General features: G+C 68.2%; 20 protein-coding genes and 2 tRNA genes. 3 read left to right on the forward strand and 19 right to left on the reverse strand.

The genetic code is table 11. From position 1 onward, the window contains the following. Positions 1 to 37: 37 nt before the first annotated feature. The 12 genes from RGD00_RS05395 to RGD00_RS05450 form a co-directional block, all read right to left on the reverse strand. On the reverse strand, positions 38 to 1,027 hold the full coding sequence (locus RGD00_RS05395; RefSeq protein ID WP_310456271.1) for an ABC transporter permease: 990 nt from the start codon (positions 1,025 to 1,027) through the stop codon (positions 38 to 40). A 3-nt stretch (positions 1,028 to 1,030) separates the two neighbouring features. Further along, positions 1,031 to 2,554, reverse strand: a complete 1,524-nt coding sequence (locus RGD00_RS05400) for a sugar ABC transporter ATP-binding protein (RefSeq protein WP_310456272.1) — start codon at positions 2,552 to 2,554, stop codon at positions 1,031 to 1,033. A 55-nt stretch (positions 2,555 to 2,609) separates the two neighbouring features. Then, positions 2,610 to 3,620 (reverse strand): sugar ABC transporter substrate-binding protein, encoded by a 1,011-nt coding sequence (locus tag RGD00_RS05405; protein WP_310456273.1) that lies wholly within the window; start codon positions 3,618 to 3,620, stop codon positions 2,610 to 2,612. Between the two features lie 67 nt (positions 3,621 to 3,687). Further along, entirely contained in the window at positions 3,688 to 4,320 is a 633-nt protein-coding gene (locus RGD00_RS05410) for a hypothetical protein (protein ID WP_310456274.1), read from the reverse strand. A 27-nt stretch (positions 4,321 to 4,347) separates the two neighbouring features. Then, complete coding sequence (locus tag RGD00_RS05415) at positions 4,348 to 4,632, reverse strand: BMC domain-containing protein (protein ID WP_310456275.1); 285 nt, start codon at positions 4,630 to 4,632, stop codon at positions 4,348 to 4,350. A 9-nt stretch (positions 4,633 to 4,641) separates the two neighbouring features. After that, positions 4,642 to 4,896, reverse strand: a complete 255-nt coding sequence (locus RGD00_RS05420; protein ID WP_310456276.1) for a EutN/CcmL family microcompartment protein — start codon at positions 4,894 to 4,896, stop codon at positions 4,642 to 4,644. Next, complete coding sequence (locus RGD00_RS05425; RefSeq protein WP_310456277.1) at positions 4,896 to 5,315, reverse strand: hypothetical protein; 420 nt, start codon at positions 5,313 to 5,315, stop codon at positions 4,896 to 4,898. Before RGD00_RS05425 ends, RGD00_RS05420 begins: the two co-directional genes overlap by 1 nt. Further along, positions 5,316 to 5,924, reverse strand: coding sequence for a BMC domain-containing protein (locus RGD00_RS05430; protein WP_310456278.1), 609 nt, complete (start codon positions 5,922 to 5,924; stop codon positions 5,316 to 5,318). Then, positions 5,921 to 7,468, reverse strand: a complete 1,548-nt coding sequence (locus tag RGD00_RS05435; protein WP_310456279.1) for an aldehyde dehydrogenase family protein — start codon at positions 7,466 to 7,468, stop codon at positions 5,921 to 5,923. Before RGD00_RS05435 ends, RGD00_RS05430 begins: the two co-directional genes overlap by 4 nt. Further along, a complete protein-coding gene (locus RGD00_RS05440) occupies positions 7,465 to 8,745 on the reverse strand; it encodes a class-III pyridoxal-phosphate-dependent aminotransferase (protein WP_310456280.1) in 1,281 nt (426 codons plus the stop codon). Before RGD00_RS05440 ends, RGD00_RS05435 begins: the two co-directional genes overlap by 4 nt. Positions 8,746 to 8,917: 172 nt before the next feature. Then, a complete protein-coding gene (locus RGD00_RS05445; RefSeq protein ID WP_310456281.1) occupies positions 8,918 to 9,910 on the reverse strand; it encodes a phosphotransferase enzyme family protein in 993 nt (330 codons plus the stop codon). A gap of 103 nt (positions 9,911 to 10,013) precedes the next feature. Continuing rightward, complete coding sequence (locus RGD00_RS05450; RefSeq protein ID WP_310456282.1) at positions 10,014 to 12,203, reverse strand: N,N-dimethylformamidase beta subunit family domain-containing protein; 2,190 nt, start codon at positions 12,201 to 12,203, stop codon at positions 10,014 to 10,016. A gap of 416 nt (positions 12,204 to 12,619) precedes the next feature. Here RGD00_RS05450 and RGD00_RS05455 point away from each other — a divergent pair, with 416 nt between their 5' ends. Continuing rightward, a complete protein-coding gene (locus RGD00_RS05455) occupies positions 12,620 to 14,020 on the forward strand; it encodes an aspartate aminotransferase family protein (RefSeq protein ID WP_310456283.1) in 1,401 nt (466 codons plus the stop codon). 101 nt (positions 14,021 to 14,121) lie between these two features. After that, complete coding sequence (locus RGD00_RS05460) at positions 14,122 to 14,940, forward strand: DeoR/GlpR family DNA-binding transcription regulator (protein ID WP_310456284.1); 819 nt, start codon at positions 14,122 to 14,124, stop codon at positions 14,938 to 14,940. 114 nt (positions 14,941 to 15,054) lie between these two features. Here RGD00_RS05460 and RGD00_RS05465 read toward each other — a convergent pair. From RGD00_RS05465 to RGD00_RS05490, 6 genes are all read right to left on the reverse strand, one after another. Continuing rightward, positions 15,055 to 15,129, reverse strand: a tRNA-Glu gene (locus RGD00_RS05465). Between the two features lie 141 nt (positions 15,130 to 15,270). Beyond that, positions 15,271 to 15,345 (reverse strand) — tRNA-Glu (locus RGD00_RS05470). An 80-nt stretch (positions 15,346 to 15,425) separates the two neighbouring features. Next, the gene (recJ, locus tag RGD00_RS05475) at positions 15,426 to 17,183 is read right to left on the reverse strand and encodes a single-stranded-DNA-specific exonuclease RecJ (protein WP_310456285.1); all 1,758 of its coding nucleotides are present in this window, start codon (positions 17,181 to 17,183) and stop codon (positions 15,426 to 15,428) included. After that, positions 17,180 to 18,145: a class II fructose-bisphosphatase gene (gene glpX, locus RGD00_RS05480; protein WP_310456286.1), complete on the reverse strand. Its 966-nt coding sequence runs from the start codon at positions 18,143 to 18,145 to the stop codon at positions 17,180 to 17,182. Before glpX ends, recJ begins: the two co-directional genes overlap by 4 nt. Before the next feature lie 322 nt (positions 18,146 to 18,467). Beyond that, complete coding sequence (locus tag RGD00_RS05485) at positions 18,468 to 19,754, reverse strand: homoserine dehydrogenase (RefSeq protein WP_310456287.1); 1,287 nt, start codon at positions 19,752 to 19,754, stop codon at positions 18,468 to 18,470. A 96-nt stretch (positions 19,755 to 19,850) separates the two neighbouring features. Then, on the reverse strand, positions 19,851 to 20,093 hold the full coding sequence (locus RGD00_RS05490) for a hypothetical protein (RefSeq protein ID WP_310456288.1): 243 nt from the start codon (positions 20,091 to 20,093) through the stop codon (positions 19,851 to 19,853). 96 nt (positions 20,094 to 20,189) lie between these two features. Between RGD00_RS05490 and RGD00_RS05495 the strand changes: the two genes are divergently transcribed. Then, complete coding sequence (locus tag RGD00_RS05495; protein WP_310456289.1) at positions 20,190 to 20,780, forward strand: TetR/AcrR family transcriptional regulator; 591 nt, start codon at positions 20,190 to 20,192, stop codon at positions 20,778 to 20,780. A gap of 84 nt (positions 20,781 to 20,864) precedes the next feature. On the opposite strand, the gene RGD00_RS05500 is transcribed toward RGD00_RS05495, so the two are convergent. After that, on the reverse strand, positions 20,865 to 21,776 hold the full coding sequence (locus RGD00_RS05500; RefSeq protein WP_310456290.1) for a pirin family protein: 912 nt from the start codon (positions 21,774 to 21,776) through the stop codon (positions 20,865 to 20,867). Positions 21,777 to 21,918 lie beyond the last annotated feature (142 nt).

Genomic DNA, 21,918 nt, shown 5'->3' on the forward strand with positions numbered 1-21,918 from the left:
CGGCGATCCGCCCCTGGTGCGGATCGGCACCCCCGCCTCAGCCCCTCCGGCGGCGCAGCACGTCCAGCCCGGCGGCCAGGACCAGCACGATGCCGGTGATCATCAGGCTCGCCTCGGTCGGCATGTTCATCAGGATGAGCCCGTTCGACAGCATCCCGAGCAGCCAGACCCCGAGCGCCACGCGCAACAGCGACCCCTTGCCGCCGGTGAACGGGATCCCGCCCAGAAGCACCGCCGTCAGCACCCCCAGTTCCATCCCGACGCCGAGCGTTCCCGAAGGGGCCGAGTTGATCCGCGCGATGCTCATCAACCCCGCCAGCGCCGCGCCGAGCCCGACCATGACATAGAGCAGTATCACCGTCAGCTTGACCCGGATCCCGACCAGATAGGCCGCGCGTTCGTTGACGCCGATGGCGACGGTATGGCGGCCGAGCGCGGTATAGCGCATCACCAGAATGCCGGTCACGAGCACGCCGAGCATGATCCAGGTCAGGATCGGCAGGCCCGCGACGCGGCCATAGCCGAGGTAGGAAAACGACTCGGGAAACCCGAACAGCGGATGCGGCGAAAGCCATTGCCCCAGCCCCCGCAACAGCGTCAGCGTGCCGAGCGTGACGATGATCGGCGACATGGCGAACCACCCCACCAGAACCCCGTTCAACAGCCCGAAGCCCACGCCGACCAGCAGGGTGACGACGATGGTCAGCGTGACCCCCAGATGCGGGAACAGCAGCCCCGCCACCACCCCGGAAAAGCCCAGAAGCGAGCCCACGCCCAGATCGACTTTGCCCGCCATCAGCAGGATCGCGAAGGGCACCGCGATGGTCATCAGCGTCGCCACCTGGACCGAGATGCTGATCCAGTTGTTCAGCGTCAGGAACACGGGCGCCTGGGTGTAGAAGAACAGCGCCAGCAGGACCACGGCGATGGGCAGCGCCAGATTGGTCAGGACCGGACCCCAGGACCATGCCTCGCCGGCCCTTTCGTCGGTACGCGCCGCGCCTGCGGCAAGGGTCTTTTCGCTCATGGCTTACTCCGTCGCGAGGTGCCGCTCTGCGGCATGGGCGGTGGAACGATGGACGGTCTTGTGGGACAGATGGACCAGCCGTTCCTCGGTGATCCCGTCTTCCAGCAGCGCCACGGGGCTGCCCTGGTTCAGCACCAGAACGCGGTCCGCGATCGCCACGATTTCATCGGGGTCGGACGAGGCGACCAGCACCGCCCCGCCGGTGGCGACGAAATCGCGCAGAAGGGTGTAGAGTTCTTCGCGCGCGCCGATGTCGACGCCCTGCGTGGGTTCGTCCAGCAGCAGCACCTCGATGCCGATCCCGGGAAACAGCCAGCGCCCCATCATCAGCTTTTGCGCATTGCCGCCGCTGAAACGCCCGCCGTTCAGATCCGCCCGCGCGGGGCGCAGTTGCAGCCGCTGCGCGCTTTCGGCGAAAAGCTGGCGCTGGCGTGCAGAGGACCCCGCGAGGCCGCCGAAATGCGGCATCAGCAGGTTGTCGAGCGCCGAAAGTTCGGCAAAGAGGCTTTGTTCGTTGCGGTCGGAGGCGACGAGCGCAAGGCCCCTGTCGCGCGCCGCGCGCGGGCTGCGGGGGGCGATGTCGCGGCCGGCAAGGCGGAAGCTGCCCGAGGCCCGCCCCCGCGCGCCGATCAGGCTTTCCAGAAGATCGGTGCGCCCGGATCCGAGCAGGCCGTAAAGGCCGAGGATCTCGCCCCGGTGCAGGGTCAGGTCCACCGGGCCGGTATAGCCGGACCGATAGTCCCGAAGCTCCAGCACCGCATCGTCGCGGCGGGGGGGCGCGGTGCGGTCGCTGCGGTCGGTCATGTTGGGGGCGATGGCCTGCGCCAGCGCGACATGATCGGCTTCGTTCACCGGGCGGGTCCAGACCACCTGTCCGTCGCGCAGGACCGTCACCTTGTCGGCGATCTGTTCGATTTCGTCGATCAGATGCGTGACATAGACGACGGCGAGCCCCTCCGCCCGGGCCAGCTGGCGGACGACGCGGTGCAGGGCCTTCATCTCGTGTTCGGACAGCGCGGCGGTCGGTTCGTCCAGGATCAGCAGGTCGGGTTTCAGGCGCAGGGCGCGCGCGATCTCGACGATCTGGCGTTCGCCCACGCTCAGGCTCGACAGCGGCCGGGTGGGGTCGATTTCCAGATCGAGCCGCGCGAAAAGCTCCTTGGTGCGGGCGTTCTGCGCGCGGCTGTCGACGACGCCCCACCGCCGGATTTCGTTGCCCAGAAACACGTTGTCGGCCACGGTCAGGTCGCCGATGACCTGGAAATGCTGATAGATGATGCCGATGCCGGCGTCCCGCGCCTGCCGCGGGGTCAGCGCGGAATGGGGCGTGCCGCGGATGGTGATCGTGCCCGCACTCGGCGTGACCGCGCCGGAAAGGCACCCGAGGAAGGTGGATTTACCCGCCCCGTTCGCCCCGAGGAAGGCGTGGATCTCGCCGCCCCGGAAGGCGAGGTCGATGCCGCGCAGCACCTCTACCGTGCCGTAGGACTTGCGCAGATTGTCGATCTTGGCAACGACGTCTGACATGGATCGCCTCCGTCGGCCGCGCCGCCCGGGATGGGCGGCGCGGTCCTGTTCCGGTTCAGTTTGCGTAGTTCGCAAGCAGCTTGTCGAGAAGCGCCTGATCGGCCTTGCTGGCCAGAACGGTCGGCGTGTAGGCGAAGCTCGGCCCGTAGCCGGTGATCGCGTTGAGCGCGAGGTCGACGATATTGGCGCCCAGATCGTTGATCAGGATCGCGGCGCTGGCCTTGTACGCCCCGCCCTGGTTGACCGCCGTCAGCCCTTCGAGCGAGCCGTCCTGCCCGCCGATGAAGACCTTCGCCGGGTCGATGCCCGCGATGGCCACGGCGCGGCTGGCGCCGACGGCGGCATCGTCGTTCAGGCCGATCACGATGTCGAGGTCGGGATGCTGGCGCAGGACCGTTTCGGTCACTGCCATGCCCGTGGTCTGGTCGGCCGAATCCTGCATCGTGACGATCTCGATCCCGGCATCGGCGAAGATCCGTTCCACCTCTTGCCAGCGGGGGGCGAGCGAGGGCAGGCCGGTCAGCGTGGTGACGAGCGCCTTGGGGTTTTCGATCCCGTTCGCGCGCACCCAGTCGGCGGCGGCCTGGCCGATGATCTGGCCGGATTGGGCGTGGTCGAAGCCCACATAGCCGTCGCTGTCATCCATCACGCCCAGATAGGTGAGCCATTTGATCCCCTGCGCCTTGGCCTGGGCCTGAAGTGGCTTCAGCGCGCTTTCGTCGATGGGCGTCACCACGATGGCGTTCACCCCGAGCGTGATCCAGCCCTGCACCGCGTTGATCTGCTGTTCCAGATTGTTGGCCTGGGTGTTGTCGTGCATGATCGTCACGCAGCCCAGTTCGGCGGCGCGCTGACTGGCGAAGTGGCGCACCTGGCGCACGATCACCGCCTCGGACACCGAATGGCTGTACGCGATGGTATAGGTCTTGCCGTCGGCGCAGGCTTTGGCCCCGGCGGTGCGCAGTTCTTCCACCGTCACGTTGCGCGGGTCGTTCTGCGCGGCGGCGGGCAGGCCCAGTGCCATCACGGCCGTCAGTGCCGCACCCGCCCAGATGGTCTTGTTCATGATCGTCATAGTCCACCCTCTCTGTTGATCTTGTCCGTTGCGCCGTTTTCGGCTTTTCCCGGACGGTTCAGCGTTTCTTTCGTCCCTTGATGCCTTGCAGCATGGTCGTGATCGTCTCGCGCGCGATGGCCATGTCCCGGGGCGTGCCGGACATGAAGATCCGCCCCGTCGCCCCCATCATCTGCACATCGTTCAGCACCGCGTTGGGGGCCGCCTTTTCCGCCTCGTTCGCGGCGACGCAGGCGAAAAGCGCGGGCGCCATCTCGTAGATCAGCAGCGACACCCCCGGCACCAGGATGGACCCATCGCGGGAGCGGTTGAGGATGATCGCGTGCTGATCGGCGAGATTGTCGATGATGTCGTGATAGAGGATCTCGGGCGCAAGCTGATCCTCGGGTTTGGCGCCGATCCCGTTCAGGATCGCGCGGCCTGCCTTTTCCAGATCCGCGGGGTCGTCCGAATGCAGCTCCAGCAGGCCGAACTGGCGTTCTGTGTAAAGGATCCCCGGTTCCATGTCGGGGGCCTCTTTCAGCGCGAGGTCGGTGATGCGGTGGATGCTGAGCGCCGGAGCCACCTCGATGATCAGCGAATGCTGTCCCTTGAACGGAGGATAGCCCCGCGCCCGCGTCGGGGACGACAGATAGGCCGCGAACTGCGGTTGCAGATCCTCGATCGGTAGATAAACGCGAAGTTCCGTCATCTGCGTCTCCGGCTGTCGCCCTGCTGCTTACTGCGCCGCGGCGGCGGCGAAATGCTTGCCCAGATCGGGGTGGGGCCGCGGGATCACATGGACCGCCGTCACCTCGCCCACCTGCGATGCGGCCTCTGCGCCCGCCTCGGTCGCGGCCTTCACCGCGCCCACGTCGCCGCGCACGACGACAGAGACCAGCCCGCCGCCGACCTCGTTGCGCGCGACGATTTCCACGTTCGCCGCCTTGACCATCGCATCCGCGGCCGAGAGCGCGGGCACATAGCCCTTGGTTTCGATCATTCCGATTGCCAGATTTGCCATTTTCGCCTCCTAAGCGTCTTTTGAAGATTGTTCGTCGATGGAGGCGATGATCAACGCATCCACCGGTACGGTCCGTCCGTCGAAATAGCCCGCCGCGACCGACCCCTGGGCGATCAGCACCAGTTCGCCCGTGGCGCAGCCGAGGGGATCGAAGGCGACAAGCCTGCTGTCGCGCCCGATGTCCACCTCCAGCAAGGCGCCTGTCGGCACGGTCTCGATCCGGCGCGACGACCAGACCTTTCCGGCAACGCGACCCTTGATCATCACTGGCTCCTTTCGATCTTGATGCCGCGGCGCCGCGCCTCGTCGGCGGCCAGCGGGGTGAGGCGGCCATGGCGCGGCAGGCGGATGACCTCGACCCCCTCGCCAAGCGCCTGGATGTCCTTTTCGGTCAGCAGGGATTTCGTGCCCTGCGCGGGTGCGGCGGGTGGCGCCGCGGCGGGCAGTGCCGGGGCCGGCGCCGCGCCCGCGGGCTGATCCAGCCGGAAACCGATCGCGCCGCGCTGGACCGCATCGCGGAAGGCGGGGTCGGCGGCGCGTTCGACCAGCGTCGCGGCAAAGCGCATCAGGTCGGCGCTGTCGGTGATGCGCACCGTCTCGACCGCGGGGCGCTGGATCTCGGCGCGCAGCGCCGCCAGCTCCTCGCGCAGGATCGCCCGGATCTCGTCGCGCAGCGTGCCCATCTAGGCCCCCAGACGGCGCAGGGCGCCTTCGGCGGCGTTGCGGGCATTGCGGACGTCGGCCTCGGTCCCGGCCAGATAGAGCCGCCCGTTCGCCCCGATCATCCGCATGTCGATGACCTTGATGTCGGCCTCTTTTTCCGCCTCGTTGCAGGCGAGGATCGCATAGGCGGCGGACTGGCATTCCAGCAGATAGACGCTGTCCCCCCCGATGACCATGGACCCGAGCTTGTTGCGGTTCATCAGGAAGGCATGCTGCGCGTCGATCCGCGTCACCAGTTTGGAGGCGAGGATCTTGGGCGCCGCGACCTCTGCCTTCGTCTGGCCGAGCGCGTCGAGCACGGCGGTGGCGCCCGCGTGCACCTCTGCGGTGGACCGCGAATGGAACTGGAGCGTGCCGAACTGCCGTTCGACGACCAGCAGCCCCGCCCGCACATCCGCGCTTTTCAGCACCACATCGGTCAGCGCCTCGATGTCGAGGCCCGGTGCGATCTCGATGATCTGCGCGGCCATGCGGGCGCGCGGCAACGAGCCCCGCATCCAGGTGGAGACATAGGCGAGCGTCTGCGGTTGCAACTGGTCCAGGAAGATGGATGCGCGAATTTCGGTCATGTGGAACTGCCCGTGATGCCCTTGAGTTCTTCGAGGATGAGTTGGCGCAGAAGATCGCGGTCGAGCCCGCCCGACGGCTCGGGTGCTGTGGCGGGACGCGCCGGCGGCGGATCGGCCCTGTCTGCGCGGGCGGCAGGATGCGCCGCCGGGGTGTCCAGATCGAACCGCCCGAACGGAACCGCGTCGTCCTTGTTGAAGGCGATGCGGGTCCAGTGCACCAGATGCTGCGGCCCCACGTTTTCGCCGATGGAGGACCGGCCGGCAAAGCCGGTGCCGACCATGAAGGCGGGCGGCAGATGGGTGGCGAAACCGGCCGCACCTTGCGAGCTTGGCGCGTTGACGACGACGCGATAGACCGGCATCGCCTGCGCAAAGGCCAGAAGCCGCGCGCTGTCCTCGCCGTGGAAGGCCGCCGAATGGCCCGCCCCGCGCCGCATGATCTGCTTGGCCAGCGTCAGCGCATGCTGGAAATCCGCCACCCGCGCCATGCCCAGAACGGGGCAGAGCTTTTCCTTCAGGAACAGGTCGTCCAGGTTCGGGTTTTCCAGCAGCGGCACCAGGATCCGCGCCGATTTCGCCGCCCGTATCCCCGCCTTTTCGGCGATCCAGACCGCGCTTTTGCCCAAGGCGGCAAGGTTGAACTTGCCGTCCTTGAACAGATATTCGCGCAGGCGTGCGGTGTCGTCCTCGGTGCAGATATGGGCTCCGGCGCTGCGCAGGGCGCGCACCATGTTGCCGAAGCAACTGTCGAGCGTCAGCAGCACGCTTTCATTGGTGCACAGGACCGAGTTGTCGAAGCTCTTGCTGTCCACGATGCGGCGCGCGGTCTCGTCGAACTTCGCGCTCGGATCGACATAGACGACGGCGTTGCCCGGCCCCACCCCAAGCGCGGGGTTGGACGAGGAATAGGCCGCCCGCACCATCGCGCCCCCGCCGGTCGCCATGATGACCGCGATCTTGTCGGAGGCCATCATGCGCTGCACCAGCGGGACCGAGGGCTTTTCCACGCATTGGATCAGCCCCGAGGGCGCGCCGGCCTTTTCCGCCGCATCGGCCAGATTGCGCGCCGCATCGAGGCTGCATTCGCGCGCGCCGGGATGCGGGCTGAAGACGATGGCGTTGCGGCTGAGGATCGCCAGCAGGGTCTTGTAGATCAGGGTCGAGATCGGGTTCGTCACCGGCACCAGCGCGAAAACCACCCCCGCAGGGCGCGGGATCTCGACGATCTTCTTTTCGGGCACCAGCCGCGGCGTCACCAGATCCAGATCGCGGTAATGGTCGAGCAGCGGAAAGGCAGAAAGTTCGTTCTTGAGCTTCTTGTGTTCGCGCACGCCATAGCCGGTTTCGCGCACCGCCCATTCGGCATGGAAATCTGCCTTGTCGTGGGCGGCCTGCGCCACCGCATGGGCGATCTTGCGGATCTGGTCGAGGCTGAAGCTACGGAAATAGCTGCTGGCCCACCCCGCGCGCGCGATCTTCATTTCGGCCAGCGCGATGTCGCGGTCCGCCGTTCCCGGGCGGGGGGATGAAATGTCCGGGGTCATGCGACGCGCCTTCCGGGTTTGAGATAGTGCCGCGCCCGAGGCATCGCCGCGTCGAAACGGTCGACGATTTCCTGGCAGAGGTCCACATCCTTCAGCAGGCCCGGCTTGAATTGCAGGACCCGCTTGTCGAGCGAGGAAAAGATGGCCCAGACACCGTTTTCGTAAAGCGCCCGCGATACGGCGAGCGCGCCTTCGGGGTGGTCGAACTCCAGCCCCAGAACGACGCCGCGCTGCCGGATGCCGACGAAGAAATCGCTGTGGCGGCGCATCACCTCGGTCAGGGCCTGGGTGAAGAATTCCGACACGAACTGGATGTTGGAAATCACCTCGGGGCGGCGCAGCATTTCCAGCACCTTGAAGGCCACGAGGCAGCCGATTTCCGCCCCGCCGCCGGTGCTGATATGGGCGGCCCCGTCCTCTTCCATCCAGGCCCCCGCACGGGCGGTCATCACGCAGGCGCCGATCGGGTAAAGGCCGCCGCCAAGGCCCTTGGCGGTCACGAACATGTCGGGGCGCAGCCCGTAGCTTTGCCAGCCCCACATCACCCCGGTGCGCATCAGGCCGGTCTGCACCTCGTCGGCGATGAACATCGCCCCGTATTTGCGGCACAGGGCCTGGCATTCGGCCAGATAGCCGTCATGGGGCAGGGGGAAGCCGTAGGTGGCCGGGATCGTCTCGATGATGAAGGCGGCGACATCGCCCCCGCGCAGCACCTTTTCCAGCGCCTCGGGGTCGTTGAAGGGCACCTGGGCGAAATCCTGCGGCTGGTCGGACAGGAACAGGCGCGAGAACCGTTCGTCCCCGGTGGCGACCGACAGGCCGGAATGGCCGTGATACCCCTTGATGATCGAGACGATCTTGCGGCGTTTCGTGGCATGCCGGGCGGATTTCAGCGCGATTTCCACCGCCTCGGCGCCGCTGGTGCCGTAGGCCACATATTGCAGGTGGGGGGCGGTGCGGATCAGGCTTTCGGCCAGCGCCGTGCGCGCGACCGAGGGAAACCAGTGGTTGCCCATGTCGAAATGATCGAGGCCGGATTTCAGCGTCTCGACCAGTTCCGGGTGGCGGTGGCCGAAATTGTAGGTGCCGCCGTTCAGATGCAGGTCGATCAGCCGCTTGCCCGACATGTCGTGCAGGATATAGCCCTCGCGCCGGTCGAGGACGAGCGGCGTGCCGGCATCGCGCCAGAACCGGGTTCTTCCGGGATTCCAGTATTTGGAAGCCTTCTCAAGCACCGCTTCTTTCGAATCGAAGTTGAAGAGCCCGTAGTTGAACACGATGTCGCCTCCGTTTGGGGCATGTTGGCAGATAATGACCGTCTTGCAACATGAAAATTTGCCGACTTGCGAAAAAATGTTGGACACATGTTGCGTGTTCCAAATTTTCACGCGGCTGCGAACACCGCCGGATCCCCGGCGGCGGCCCCTTCGCCATACTGCGCGCGCCCCGTCAGGCGGAACGCAGATAGTCCTCGGCCATCTGCACGGTGCCCTTCGTATAGTCGCCAAGCCCGGCGCCCCTGGCGGTTTCCGTTTCGGAATGGCTGGCGATCCAGCAGGTCAGGGCGAGCCGGCGATACATGACGAAGGTCGGGATCATCGCCTCGTCCTCGGCGTCCAGGGCGGCGACCGTCCGGTATCCGCTCAGCCACGCCGCGCGCAGCTGCGGGACGATGGGGTGAAGCTCGTGGAACGAGATGGCCGAGGCGAAGTCGTAGACGTACCACGAAAAGCCCATGTCGTCGAAGTCGATCACCACGATCTCGTCGTCCCGCATCAGCAGGTTGGCGAGTCGCAGATCGGTATGCACGACCCCGAACCGGCGGCGGTCCTTGCCATAGGCGTCGAGCCGCCGCTTCATCAGGTCCAGCGCGCGGGCGATGGTGTCGGCGCCTGCCGGCGTCAGGCCGATCGCGGCGCGCCAGGGGCCCCAGATGGGTTCGTCACCGAAGGCGCTTTCGAAATCCCAGGTGTGGCGGGTGAAATCGGCGGGCCGGTCCCAGTTGCGGGCATGTTCGTGCAGCCGTGCGGAAATCGCGCCCAGGATCTCGAACCCCGAAACCAGCGACTGGTCGGGATCGGGCTCGCGCCCCTCCATGAACTCGAAGGCCACCACATGGCGCGTCAGGCCCGCATCGTCGAAGCTCGCCACCAGATCGCCGTTGCGCAGGGGCAGGATCGCCGGCGTGATCACCGTTTCCGATTGCCGCAGCGCCGTGATCCAGGCCAGTTCGGACCGGATCGCGGCCAGCGAATGATACCCCGGCCGGTTCGCGCGCAACACGATGCGGCGCCCGTCGCGCGGATCGGTGGCGATGAAGGTCGCGTTTTCCGACAGCGACAGAAGGCGCAGGTCGGTGCCCGCGCCCAGGCCCCATTCGGGCAGAAGGCTGGCCACCCCCGCATGGGTGCGCGCCAGGAAATCATCGTCGATGACGGCCATGAAAGTCTCCCTGGTGTTGTGGTCCAGACCGTCTGTCGCGGCCTGTTTCCTGCCCCCGGGGGGTGCCGGAACCGGCATCCCCCGGGGACGTGTCATGGGCGGCCTATGCGCCGCGCGCCGATCCGGTGCCCTTGATGAACTCGTTCAGCACATTGGTGGTCAAGCGCGCGATGTTGTTGTCGAACCCGTTCCAGGCCAGCGCCCCCGCATAGGCGATGGAGCCGACCGAGAACACCTCGCCCCCGCCCGCGATCGGAATATAGACCATGTCGGCGCGCACCAGATCGGGCCGGTTCGGGCCGTCCTGATCGGGCATCGGGATCCCCGAATCCTCTGGCACGACAAGATATTCCCGCCCGAAGCCGTTCGCCGTGGCGAGGATCACCGTATGCGCGGGCGAGCCGTTGCCCAGATCGAAGCGGTCGCATTCGTCGCCCGCGGCGCCGTTCAGGATATAGCCGAAATCGCCCAGAAGATCCTCGTCCACCCCCTCGAAGAACGCCTTGAAGCGCGGCTCATGGCTGGCCTCGGACCGCCGGTAGCCCTTGCCGTCGGAAAAGCCCTCGGTGGCGAAGCCGATCCCGAACAGCCGGTTCGGCCCGCGCCCGCGATAGCGCCAGAGCCCGCCGGGTTCGCCCGTATGCACGTGGTTGCGCTCGCCCGGAGGGGCGTCCCACGCCCGGACGCCGCCATTCTCGCGCCGGATTTCCACGATCCAGGGGCGGTCGGGGTCGATGGATGTCACCCAGTAGAAACCGTTCCCGCCCGTATACATCGCCCGCCCGCCGGACATGAGATAGCGTTCCATCGCCGTCAGGGCCGGGTTGGTCCAGTATTCGGGGTGCGATCCGGTGACGACCACCTTGTAACGCGACAGAAGGTCGAGCCCGCCGTGGTGCACATCCTCGTCGGTGACGACATGATAGCTTTTCCCAAGCTTTTCGAGCCATTCGATGAAGAACAGATCGACCGCGAAATGGCGGAAGCTGCCGGTCAGCCAGTTCGGATAATGCGGGCGGACGTTGACCAGCGGCCGCCGGCGGCTGCTGAACCGCACCGGGCTGCCGTCGGCATGGGTGTCATAGCAGGACAGGCCGAATTCCGGGTGCGCGTTGAGGTAAAGTTCATCCTCCGACACGACCCGTTCATGCCCCATGATGCCGCTGAGGTCGGCGCTGGCGAAACGGTCGTTGGCATAGGCCAGATAGGTGTTCGTCGGCGCGATGAACAGCACATCCGCGCGCCCGTCATCCTTGTCGCGCACGAACAGCGGATAGAGGTCGACCCGCCCTTCCGCCTCCAGCCGCACCGCATAGATCCCGCTGGACAGGTTTTCGGGCAGGTCGAAGGCCAGATCGTAGTCCCAGTTCGAATCGATCATGTCGTCGGAATGGAAATAGATCGCCGCATATTCCGCGGGCACGGTCAGGAAGGAATCGCACAGACCCGTCCAGTGGGGCCCGGTCACGGCGCGTTCGGCGCCGTTGCGGATGCGCGCGTTCGGGGCGCGCTGTTGCACTTCGCGCAGGGTGTCGGAATTGAAATGCTCGGCCAGGTTCCAGGTCAGGCGCGGCGCGGGCGCCCCCGGTGCGCCGTCATGCAGCGCGCGGATCTCTGCCCCGGTCAGCGCGCGGCCGAACACCGAGGGGGTGCCGATCTTGCCGTTGAAGCCGTCGACGGCAGACCCAATGTCGCTGACCCCCGCCGCCGCCAGCCGCAGCAGATCGGCGGGCGGAAGGTCCGCGGCCAGCCGGACGGATTTTTCGCGGTAGACCGGCGCCCCGGGAAGGCCGCGCACCTGTTTCAGCGATACCAGCGCCGTGCGCCCGTCGAGCGAGACGGCAAGCGAATACCAGGTCGCGGGCGCGACTTGCAGGCCGAGGTCATGGCTTTCGGACCCCGCGTGAAGATGCAGCCCCGAATTGCGCACCGACAGCGCAAGGCGCGTGTCCCCGCCCTGCGCGGTGGACAGGATCGTCTGCGCATCGTCCCATTGCGGCACGCTGGACCAGAACCACAGGTGGATCGCATGGTCCCCCGCCACCCCGGTGCCCAGGGGAAAATCGGCGTAGGAGCCGATGGCGGTCGCCTGCCGCCGCCCGGGGACGGTGATGTCGATGCCCGGCACGGTTTCGCCGAAGGCATGGCTGCCGTCGCCCGCATCGGCCGCGGTCGGACCCCGGGTGATCCGTTCCAGCGTGGCGCGAACGGTTTTCCGGTCGGTGCTGATCGCCATGCGGACGGTCTCGCCCGGCTTGCGCGACCATTCCTCGAAATAGGCCTCCAGATCCATGATACGACTCCCTGCTGTTGAGGTTATGCAGGGCCATGGTGAAAATATGTGAATCACCACATCCCGCGATTGTTTTCCCACAATTTACCAGCATGTCCCATCCGTCAAGCCCCACATCCAAGAAATGCCGATGCGGCGTGCGGGCTCTGCGGTGCAGCGGGCGGGCGGGGCGGCCATGTGCAGGAAAATGGCCGCTGGATTGGGAGTAACATGCTGATAAGAGTCAGAGAAACCTTCCTTCCCTTGACGCCCTGCCGGGCGGTTCGGTGGCGGAAAACCGGCCATGCGGCCGCCTTCCGGCAATCTGCGCGATGCCGAAAAAAATGACTGACTTCCAACGGAAAGCTGTGCTAGGGTTGCCCCATCACCGCAGCTTGCGCCCGCCGCGAAGCCGCATCGGACAGGAAACGCGCCTCATGAGCACAGAGACGGACCCGGCCCCGCGCGCGCGGGGGATCCTCGACATGAACAGCTTCGACCTCGGTTCCGGCGAGGTGTCGCCGGCGGTCCGGCGGCGGCTGGCGAATCTCGGCTCGGCAAGCGTGCTGTTCTACCGCAACCCGATCGAGATGGTTTCGGCCGAGGGCGCGTGGATGATCGCGCGCGACGGGCAGCGGTATCTGGACATGTACAACAACGTCCCCGTCGTCGGCCACGGCCACCCCGAGGTGATCGAGGCGGTGACGCGGCAGATGCGGCAGCTCAACACCCATACGCGCTATGTGGTCGGCGTCGTGGACGATTATATCGAGGCGCTGAAGGCGACCCTGCCGGCGGGGCTCGACAATGTGGTCCTCACCTGTTCGGGAAGCGAGGCGAACGATCTGGCGATGCGGCTGGCGCGGCGGGTGTCGGGCGGGCAGGGCATCATCGTCACCGAGAACGCCTATCACGGCAACACCGCGATCGTGACCGAGGTTTCGCCCGCGGCGATCCGCAACACCGCGCTGGCCGAACATGTGGTGACGGTGCCCGCCCCCTCGCGCGAAAATTTCGGCGACGATATCGCCGGGGGCTTCGCCGGTGCGGTGGAGGCCGCGATCCGGCAATTGCGCCGCCGGGGCATCGCCCCCGCCGCGCTGCTGGTCGACACGATCTTTTCGTCCGACGGGGTGCATGCCGATCCGGCGGGCTTTCTGGTGCCGGCGGTCGCCGCGATGCGCAAGGCGGGGGGCCTCTTCATCGCCGACGAGGTGCAGCCCGGCTTCGGGCGCACCGGCGAGGCGTTCTGGGCCGTCCAGCGCCACGGGATCGAGCCCGACATCCTGACCATGGGCAAGCCGATGGGGAACGGCTTTCCGATGGCGGCGATGGCGACGCATCCCGAATACCTCGACGCCTATTGCGACGACTACGGCTATTTCAACACCTTCGGGGGCAACCCCGTCGCCGCCGCGGCGGGCCATGCGACGCTGCGGGTCATCCAGCGCGAGGGGCTGATGGAAAACGCGCGCGACATCGGCGCGCGGCTGCGTGCCGAACTGCGCGCCATCGCCGACCGTTCGCCCTGCCTCGCCGCCGTCCGGGGGACCGGGCTTTTCATCGGCATCGACGTGTGCGAACCCGACCGCCCCCGCACGCCCGCGCCCGAACGCACCCTGCGCATCCTCGAGGCGCTGCAAGGCCGCAACATCCTGACCGGCAGCGCGGGCAAGTTCGGCGCCACCATCCGCGTGCGCCCCCCGCTCTGCATCACGCGGGATCAGGCTGACATCTTCATTGACACCTTCTCGGCAATCATGTCCGAGATGGAAGGCGGCGATGCGGGATATGCCGCATCCGGCCGCTATCGCCCGGCGGGTCATGAATATGTCTGATTGATCCCCTGTCCGGGGTCGCCGCCGCCCCCGCGCCCGTAGCCGCCTTGACGCCGGCGGGTGACAGGTGGTGTCCACAGCAGAATGAAGATTGGTGTTCGATGCAGCAAAATGGTTCCAAGAAGGACAGGCGCCATCAGGTTATCCTTGACACTCTCGAAACCAATTCGGCCGTCCGTATCGGCGAACTGGCCGGCATGCTCGGCGTGTCGGCCGAAACCATCCGGCGCGACCTTCAGGAACTGGAGGACAAGGGCGAGATCTGCCGCACCTACGGGGGTGCTGTCCGCAACCTGGTGGCCGAACCCATCCTGGCCGAACGCCTGACCGTCAACTACGAGGAACGCAAGCGCGTCACCTTCGAGGCGGTGGAACATATCGGCGACGCCGATCACATCTTCCTCTGCGGCGGATCGACGGCGATGCATTTCGCGCGCGCGCTGGTGGAAACGCTGCGGCGGGATCTGACGGTCCTGACCATCTCCATCGGCGTGGCAGAGGAACTGTCGCGCAGTCCCCATATCCAGACCATGCTGCTGCCCGGCATCTTCGATGCGAAGGAACGGGTGGTCTACGGGCCCGAAACCATCGCCGCGATCGAGAAATACCACCCCCCGCTGACGATCATGAGCGCATCGGCGCTCGACCACCTCGGGCTGAGCGAGGCGATCCTCGTCTATGCCCATACCCATGCCGCGATGATCCAGCATTCCGAACGCACGCTGGTGATGATCGAAAGCCTGAAGTTCGGCCGCCGCGCGCTGACCCAGATCGCCACCTGGAACCCGCGCATGCATCTTGTCACCGACACCATGCGCGACGAACGGATCCGCACCGCCATCGAAGAGGCCGGGGCAAGGATCACCACCGCCGACCATCCCGCCGTGGGTGTGCCGCTGCGGGCCGGGCAGGGCGGCTAGGCGGCGGAGGCTATCCCCTGATGGCCGGTCCCGGGTCGGGGGCGGCCTGTATCCCCATGCGCGTCGAAGGTTGCCCGACGGACAACGCCCTGCGACCTGCGATGTCGGGATGAATGGCAGCCCGTAGGGGAGTCGAACCCCTCTTTTCAGGTTGAAAACCTGACGTCCTAACCGATAGACGAACGGGCCGCGTGGCGTGGCGTCCTGATAGCCATTGCGGCGGCGAAGTGCAAGAGCGGACATGCACCAAGATGCGGAAACCTTGCGGTGCCGGCGCAGGGCGCAATGGGGCAAACCCTTGATCGCGCTGTCGGTCCTGAGGAGGAAAAGTGGCAGCCCGTAGGGGAGTCGAACCCCTCTTCCCAGGTTGAAAACCTGGTGTCCTAACCGATAGACGAACGGGCCACGCGGCGTGGGCGCACTGATAGGCGGAGCCGTGGTGCAGTGCAAGGGGGAAAATGCGGCCGGCCCGATCTTCGGGCGGCTCAGGCGCGCGCCGCGTCGTCGAGGCGCAGTTGCACCCGGCGGCGGCCGCCCCAGGCGTTGATCTCGACCCGGCCCGCGACATGGAACCGGCCCGCCCCGCCCGCGGACAGCAGGGACCCGAGGGGGCCGGTGAAGGCGTTGAAGGCCACGGCCTCCAGCCGGGCGGGGCCGGCGCCGAAGGTCACGCGCAGATGCGCCTCGCCCATCCGGCGCACATCCGTCACCACCTGACCGGCCAGCGCGAATCGCGGCGCGGGGGCGGCGGCGCCGAAGGGGCCGGCCTGTTCGATCTGCTCGATCAGTTCCACCGTCGCGGCCTGCGGGGCGATCAGACCGTCGATGCGCAGCGCCTGCGCCCCCGCCGTTCCCGCGCCCTGCCGCGCCAGCAGATCGGCCAACCGGTCCATCGCCGCGCCGATCCGGTCGCGCGCCACCGTCAGCCCCGCCGCCATCCGGTGGCCGCCGCCCTTGAGCAGCAGCCCCTCGGCCGCCACGCGCTGCACCGCAGCACCCAGATCCACCCCCGCGACCGACCGGGCCGAGCCCTTGCCCTCGTCGCCGTCGAGCCCGATCACCACGGCGGGGCGGCCATAGGCCTCTTTCAGCCGCGCCGCGACGATGCCGACGACGCCGGGGTGCCAGCCTTCGCCCGCCGCCCAGACAAGCGGGCCGTCGACCCCGCGCGCCTCTGCCTGCGCCATCGCCTCTTCGCGCACCCGCGCCTCGATCTCGCGCCGTTCGGTGTTGAGCGCATCCAGCCGCGCGGCCAGCGCCGCGGCCTCCATCGGGTCGGCGGTGGCAAGCAGCCGCGCGCCCAGATCGGCCTGCCCGATCCGCCCGCCCGCGTTCACCCGGGGGCCGAGCACGAAGCCCAGGCCATAGGGCGTCGGCGCCTGATCCATCCGCGCCACATCGGCCAGCGCCACCAGCCCGGGCCGTTCGCGCCGCGCCATCACCGCAAGGCCACGCCGCACCAGCGCGCGGTTGACGCCGACCAGCGGGGCGACATCGGCCACCGTCGCCAGCGCCACCAGATCCAGCAGCGCCATCAGGTCGGGGCCCTGCACGCCTTCGGCGCGCAACTGCCGGTTGGCCTCGACCAGCATCAGGAACACCACGCCTGCGGCACACAGATGGCCGAGGGCGCCGTCCTCGTCCTGCCGGTTGGGGTTCACCACGGCCAGCGCGGGGGGCAGGGTTTCCGCCCCCAGATGGTGATCCAGCACCACCACGTCGCAGCCCGCCGCGGCGATGGGGTCATGGCTGAGCGTCCCGCAATCCACGCAGAGGATCAGGTCATGCGCCGCGCCCAGTTGCTGCATCGCGGGCACGTTCGGGCCATAGCCCTCGTCGATCCGGTCGGGGATATAAAGCGTCGCCTGCCGCCCCATCGCCCGCAGCCATGTCAGCAGCAGCGCGGCGGAGGCGCCGCCATCCACGTCGTAATCGGCAAAGACCGCGATCCGGTCGCCCTTGCGCGCGGCCTGCACGAACCGCGCTGCCGCCACACCCATGTCGCGCAGGCTCAAGGGGTCGGGCAGCAGGTCGCGCAGGCTCGGGTCGAGGAAACCCGCCGCATCCTCGGGCGCCACGCCGCGGGCGGCCAGCACATTGGCCACGGGCAGGGGCAGGCGGGCGCGCTGCGCGATCGCCTCTGCCAGCCGCTGTTCGTCCGGCCCCGGGCCGGTCCACCGGCGGCCGGTGGCCGAAACCTCGACCCCCAGAAAGGCCGGGTTGCTGTCGGGCGCGCCGGTCACTTCACCGGGGTGCGGTAGGTCATCCGGCGCACCGAGCCGGTCTTGGACCGCATCAGGATCGTCTCGGTCGTAACCCAGCCGACCTCGCGCTTGAGCCCCCGCAGGATGGAGCCGTCGGTGACGCCGGTCGCGGCGAAGATCACATCGGCCGTCACCATCTCGTCCCGGGTGTAGATGCGGTCGAGGTCGGCGATCCCGGCCTTGGCGGCACGGGTGCGTTCGTCGTCGTTGCGGAACAGAAGCTGGCCGAAGATCTGCCCGCCCATGCATTTGAGCGCCGATGCCGCCAGCACCCCTTCCGGCGCGCCGCCCGAGCCCATGTATATGTCGATCCCGGTGATCTCGGCCTCGGCGCAATGGATGACGCCCGCCACGTCGCCATCGGTGATCAGCCGGATCGCCGCGCCGGTCGACCGCACGGCGGCGATCAGGTCCTGATGCCGGGGACGTTCGAGGATGCAGACGGTGATATCCTCGGGCCGCCCGCCCTTGGCGCGGGCCAGTTGCCGCACCCGTTCGGCCGGTTCCATGTCGAGCGTCACCACGCCTTCGGCATAACCCGGGCCGACGGCGAGCTTTTCCATGTACACGTCGGGCGCATGCAGCATCGTGCCGCGGGGCGCCATGGCGATCACCGCCAGCGCGTTCGGCATGTCCTTGGCCGTCAGCGTCGTGCCCTCCAGCGGGTCGAGCGCGATGTCGACCGCGGGCCCGGTGCCGGTGCCGACCTCTTCGCCGATATAGAGCATCGGCGCCTCGTCCCGCTCGCCCTCGCCGATCACCACCACGCCGTTGATGTCGAGCCGGTTCAGCTGCGTGCGCATCGCATCCACCGCGGCCTGGTCGGCGGCCTTTTCGTCCCCGCGCCCGATCAGCCGGGCCGAGGCGATGGCCGCCGCCTCGGACACCCGCGCGAGGCCGAGCGAAAGCATGCGGTCGTTGAAGTCGATGGTGTCGGGCATGGCAATATCCTGCGGTGAAAGGCGGTGTCGCCCCCGCGTGTAGCCCCTTCGCGGGGGGCGGGGCAAGGCCGCAGGTGCCGCGGAGGGCCGCCGATGGGGGTTCCCGCCCGCCGACGGCGAGGGCGGAAAGGGCGGTGGCCTCCGGCGGGGATATTTGAGGGACAGAAAATGAAGAAAGGCGCGCCCGTGCGATGCGGGAAGGGCGCCGTGCGCCTTCACCTTTTTCCAAATACTCCCGCGCGGCGCGCGCAGCTTTCCGCCGGGCCGACGATGGCAAGAGAGGTGCGGCGCCGCATGCCGGGGCTTGCCCCGGCTTGCGCCCTCAGACGGCCTCGATGCGGATCGCCACGGTTTCGCCCACCACCACGCCGGTGGCGGCAAAGCGGGAAATCGCGTGGTTCACGTCGTCGCGGGTGGTCTTGTGGGTGACGATGATCACCGGCGCGGTCGGTTCGGAATGGCCGCGCTGGCGCATCCGGTCGATCGAGATCCCGGCATCGCCCAGGACGGCGGCCACCTTGGCCAGCGCGCCCGGCTTGTCCTGCAACGTCAGGCGCAGGTAATAGGGCGCGGGCGCGGCGACCGAGGCGCCGACGCTTTCGGCCAGGGTCGCGGCGGGCACGCCGAAGGTGGGATAGCGGGTGCCGCGCGCAAGGTCGATCACGTCGGCCATCACCGCGCTGGCCGTGGGCCCGGCGCCTGCGCCTGCGCCGCGCAGCACGATCTGGCCCGCGGCGGACCCTTCCAGAACCACCATGTTGGTGCCGCCCTGCAACTGCCCCAGGGGGCTGTCGGCGGGCACGAGGCAGGGCGACATGCGCTGTTCCAGCCCGCGGCCGGTCATCTGCGCCACGCCCAGAAGCTTGATGCGGAAGCCCAGTTCGGCGGCGTGTCGGATATCCTCGATCGCGATGCGGCCGATGCCTTCCAGTTCCACCGCGCCGAAGGCCACGCGGGTGCCGAAGGCCAGCGCGGCGAGGATCGACAGCTTGTGGCCCGCGTCGATCCCGTCGACGTCGAGCCGCGGGTCGGCCTCCAGATAGCCCAGTTGCCGGGCCTCTTCGAACACGGCCTCATAGGGCAGGCCCGCGCTTTCCATCCGCGTCAGGATGTAGTTGCAGGTGCCGTTCATCACCCCCATCACCCGCCTGATGCGGTTGGCGGCCAGCCCCTCGGTCAGCGCCTTGATGACGGGGATGCCGCCGGCCACCGCCGCCTCGAACCGGATCACGCGGCCTGCGGCCTCTGCCGCCTCGGCCAGCGCCTGGCCGTGATGGGCCAGCAGCGCCTTGTTGGCGGTGACGACATCCTTGCCGGCGGCGATGGCGGCCTCGGTGGCCGCGCGGGCAGGGCCGTTTTCGCCCCCCATCAGTTCCACGAAGACGTCGATGTCGCCGCGCCGGGCCAGCGCCACGGGATCGTCCTCCCAGGCGAAGGCGGACAGGTCGGCGCCGCGGTCCCTGGCGCGGTCGCGGGCGGAAACGGCGACGATCTTCACCGGGCGGCCGGCGCGCGCGGCGATCAGCGCGCCTTCGGTGCGGATGAGGTCGACCACACCGATGCCAACGGTTCCAAGACCGGCGATGCCGAGGCGCAGGGGGGCAGACATGGTGTTCTCCGTCAGGTGCCGGCCGCATAGGGCGCGGCCCGTGGTCGTCAGCGCCTGTTAGCCGGTTCGCCGCGGGCATGCAACGCGGCAGAACCGTCAGGGCGCGGCCTGACGGATCGCGGCGGCGCGGGCGCGCAGGGCGGCGGCGCGGGCGGTCAGTTCGGCCTCTGCCGCGGGGGCGCGGCCGGGGTCGTCTGCCGCATCGAGGATCGCGCCGAGGGGGGCGATCGTGGGCCAGCCGCCGTTGCGCGCGCCGTCGCCTTCGGCCGATTCGGCCTCGGGTACACGGGAACAGGCGGTGGCGAGCATCAGAAGGGCAAGGCAAAGGGCAGGGCGCATGGGTCCGGTCCGGCTGGGTCGGCGCAGGTTAGGGGGCGGGCGGCGCGGCGGCAAGCCGGGGGTTGAACTGAACGGGTGTTCAGATAGCTTGGCGCGATGGCACGCAAACGGGGATCCCATGCCGACATCACCGGCCCGCGGGTGCGCGCGGCGGCGCTGCGGCTGTTCGCGCGCGACGGCTATGCCGCGGTGTCGATGCGCCGGATCGCGGCAGAGGTCGGGGTGCAGGCCGGGGCGCTTTATCTTTATACCCCCGACAAGCAGGCGCTGCTGTTCGACCTGATGCAGGGGCATATGGAGGATCTGCTGGCCGCCTGGGGGGCGGAATCGCAGGGGGGCGACGCGCCTGCGCGGCTCGACCGGTTCGCGCGCTTCCATGTCCGCTTCCACCTCGACCGGCCCGAGGCGGTGTTCATCGCCTTCATGGAACTGCGCAGCCTGACGCCCGGGAATTTCGCCGCGATCGCGGCGCTGCGCGGCCGGTACGAGGCGGCGCTGGAAGGCATCCTGCGCGAGGGTGTCGCGGCGGGGGCGTTCACCGTGCCCGATACGCGGCTGGCGGCGATGGCGCTGATCGCGATGCTGACCGGCGTCACCACCTGGTATCGCGAGGGCGGGCGGCTGGCGCGGGCCGAGGTCGAGGGGATCTATGCCGATATGGCCCGGCGGGCGGTCGGGGCGGGGTGAGGCATCCCGGTGCTTGAGGGCAACCCCGCGCTCTGTCTGGCGAAGGCGCGCGCCTTCGCCAGACAGGCGGAAGAATGATCCCCCTTAATGCGCGGGCTTGATGAAGGTGCCGTTGCGCAGTTCCGCCATTGCCTGTTGCAGTTCCTCGCGCGTGTTCATCACGATGGGGCCGTGCCAGGCCACGGGCTCCTGGATCGGCGCGCCCGACACCAGCAGGAAGCGCACGCCCTCGGGCCCCGCCTGCACCGCCACCTCGTCGCCGCGGCCGAACTGCACCAGCGTGCGGTTGCCCGACAGGTCGCGGATGTTGACCTCCTGTCCCATCACCTCTTTTTCCAGCAGCACGCCGCGCGGCGCACCGGCATCGGCGAACCTTCCTGCGCCCTCGAACACATAGGCGAAGGCGCTGCGCCGGGTATCCACCGGGAACACCTTGCGTTTCAGCGGCGGCACGAAGATGTCGAGGTATTGCGGTTCCGCCGCGATCCCGTCCACCGGGCCCTTGTAGCCGCGATAGTCGCCCACGACCACCTTCACCCGGGTGCCGTCGTCATCCACCAGTTCGGGAATGTCGCCCCCGCGCACGTCCTGATAGCGCGGCTGCGTCATCTTCAGGTGCCGCGGCAGGTTGGCCCAGAGCTGGAACCCGTGCATCTGGCCCCTGGCGTTTCCCTGCGGCATTTCCTGGTGCAGGATGCCCGACCCGGCGGTCATCCACTGCACATCCCCCGCGCCGAGCCGCCCGCTGTTGCCGAGCGAATCGCCGTGTTCCACCGTGCCGGCCAGAACATAGGTGATGGTCTCGATCCCGCGATGGGGATGCCAGGGGAAACCGGCGCGGTAATCCTCGGGCCGGTCGCCGCGGAAATCGTCGAACAGCAGGAACGGGTCGGCCTGACCGGGATCCTGGAACCCGAAGGCGCGGTGCAGGCGGACGCCCGCGCCCTCGATGGCGGGCAGGGCGCGGTTGGTGTGCGATACGGGACGAATGGACATGGCGGTCTCCTTCCTCGCCCCCTTCGGGGCTGCTGATGCCCAATCTGGGGCCGCGCGGCGCGATTTCCCATCCCCGCCCGCCCCAGGGAGGTTGTGCGCGCAGGCACAGTCCGGCAACAAGGGCCTGCAACAAGCGGCGGCG

Source organism: Ruixingdingia sedimenti (assembly GCF_031432425.1).
In the GTDB taxonomy this organism is placed as follows: domain Bacteria; phylum Pseudomonadota; class Alphaproteobacteria; order Rhodobacterales; family Rhodobacteraceae; genus Ruixingdingia; species Ruixingdingia sedimenti.

Bases quoted from the DNA above. Each gene is read 5' to 3' on its own strand.
- RGD00_RS05495 (WP_310456289.1), top strand. From the start codon at position 20,190: ATGGCACGCAAACGGGGATCCCATGCCGACATCACCGGCCCGCGGGTG.
- RGD00_RS05400 (WP_310456272.1), bottom strand. From the start codon at position 2,554: ATGTCAGACGTCGTTGCCAAGATCGACAATCTGCGCAAGTCCTACGGC.
- RGD00_RS05445 (WP_310456281.1), bottom strand. From the start codon at position 9,910: ATGGCCGTCATCGACGATGATTTCCTGGCGCGCACCCATGCGGGGGTG.
- RGD00_RS05410 (WP_310456274.1), bottom strand. From the start codon at position 4,320: ATGACGGAACTTCGCGTTTATCTACCGATCGAGGATCTGCAACCGCAG.
- RGD00_RS05420 (WP_310456276.1), bottom strand. From the start codon at position 4,896: ATGATCAAGGGTCGCGTTGCCGGAAAGGTCTGGTCGTCGCGCCGGATC.
- RGD00_RS05450 (WP_310456282.1), bottom strand. From the start codon at position 12,203: ATGGATCTGGAGGCCTATTTCGAGGAATGGTCGCGCAAGCCGGGCGAG.
- RGD00_RS05415 (WP_310456275.1), bottom strand. From the start codon at position 4,632: ATGGCAAATCTGGCAATCGGAATGATCGAAACCAAGGGCTATGTGCCC.
- RGD00_RS05435 (WP_310456279.1), bottom strand. From the start codon at position 7,468: ATGACCCCGGACATTTCATCCCCCCGCCCGGGAACGGCGGACCGCGAC.
- RGD00_RS05430 (WP_310456278.1), bottom strand. From the start codon at position 5,924: ATGACCGAAATTCGCGCATCCATCTTCCTGGACCAGTTGCAACCGCAG.
- RGD00_RS05425 (WP_310456277.1), bottom strand. From the start codon at position 5,315: ATGGGCACGCTGCGCGACGAGATCCGGGCGATCCTGCGCGAGGAGCTG.
- RGD00_RS05500 (WP_310456290.1), bottom strand. From the start codon at position 21,776: ATGTCCATTCGTCCCGTATCGCACACCAACCGCGCCCTGCCCGCCATC.
- glpX (WP_310456286.1), bottom strand. From the start codon at position 18,145: ATGCCCGACACCATCGACTTCAACGACCGCATGCTTTCGCTCGGCCTC.
- RGD00_RS05405 (WP_310456273.1), bottom strand. From the start codon at position 3,620: ATGAACAAGACCATCTGGGCGGGTGCGGCACTGACGGCCGTGATGGCA.
- RGD00_RS05460 (WP_310456284.1), top strand. From the start codon at position 14,122: ATGCAGCAAAATGGTTCCAAGAAGGACAGGCGCCATCAGGTTATCCTT.
- RGD00_RS05455 (WP_310456283.1), top strand. From the start codon at position 12,620: ATGAGCACAGAGACGGACCCGGCCCCGCGCGCGCGGGGGATCCTCGAC.
- RGD00_RS05395 (WP_310456271.1), bottom strand. From the start codon at position 1,027: ATGAGCGAAAAGACCCTTGCCGCAGGCGCGGCGCGTACCGACGAAAGG.
- RGD00_RS05485 (WP_310456287.1), bottom strand. From the start codon at position 19,754: ATGTCTGCCCCCCTGCGCCTCGGCATCGCCGGTCTTGGAACCGTTGGC.
- RGD00_RS05490 (WP_310456288.1), bottom strand. From the start codon at position 20,093: ATGCGCCCTGCCCTTTGCCTTGCCCTTCTGATGCTCGCCACCGCCTGT.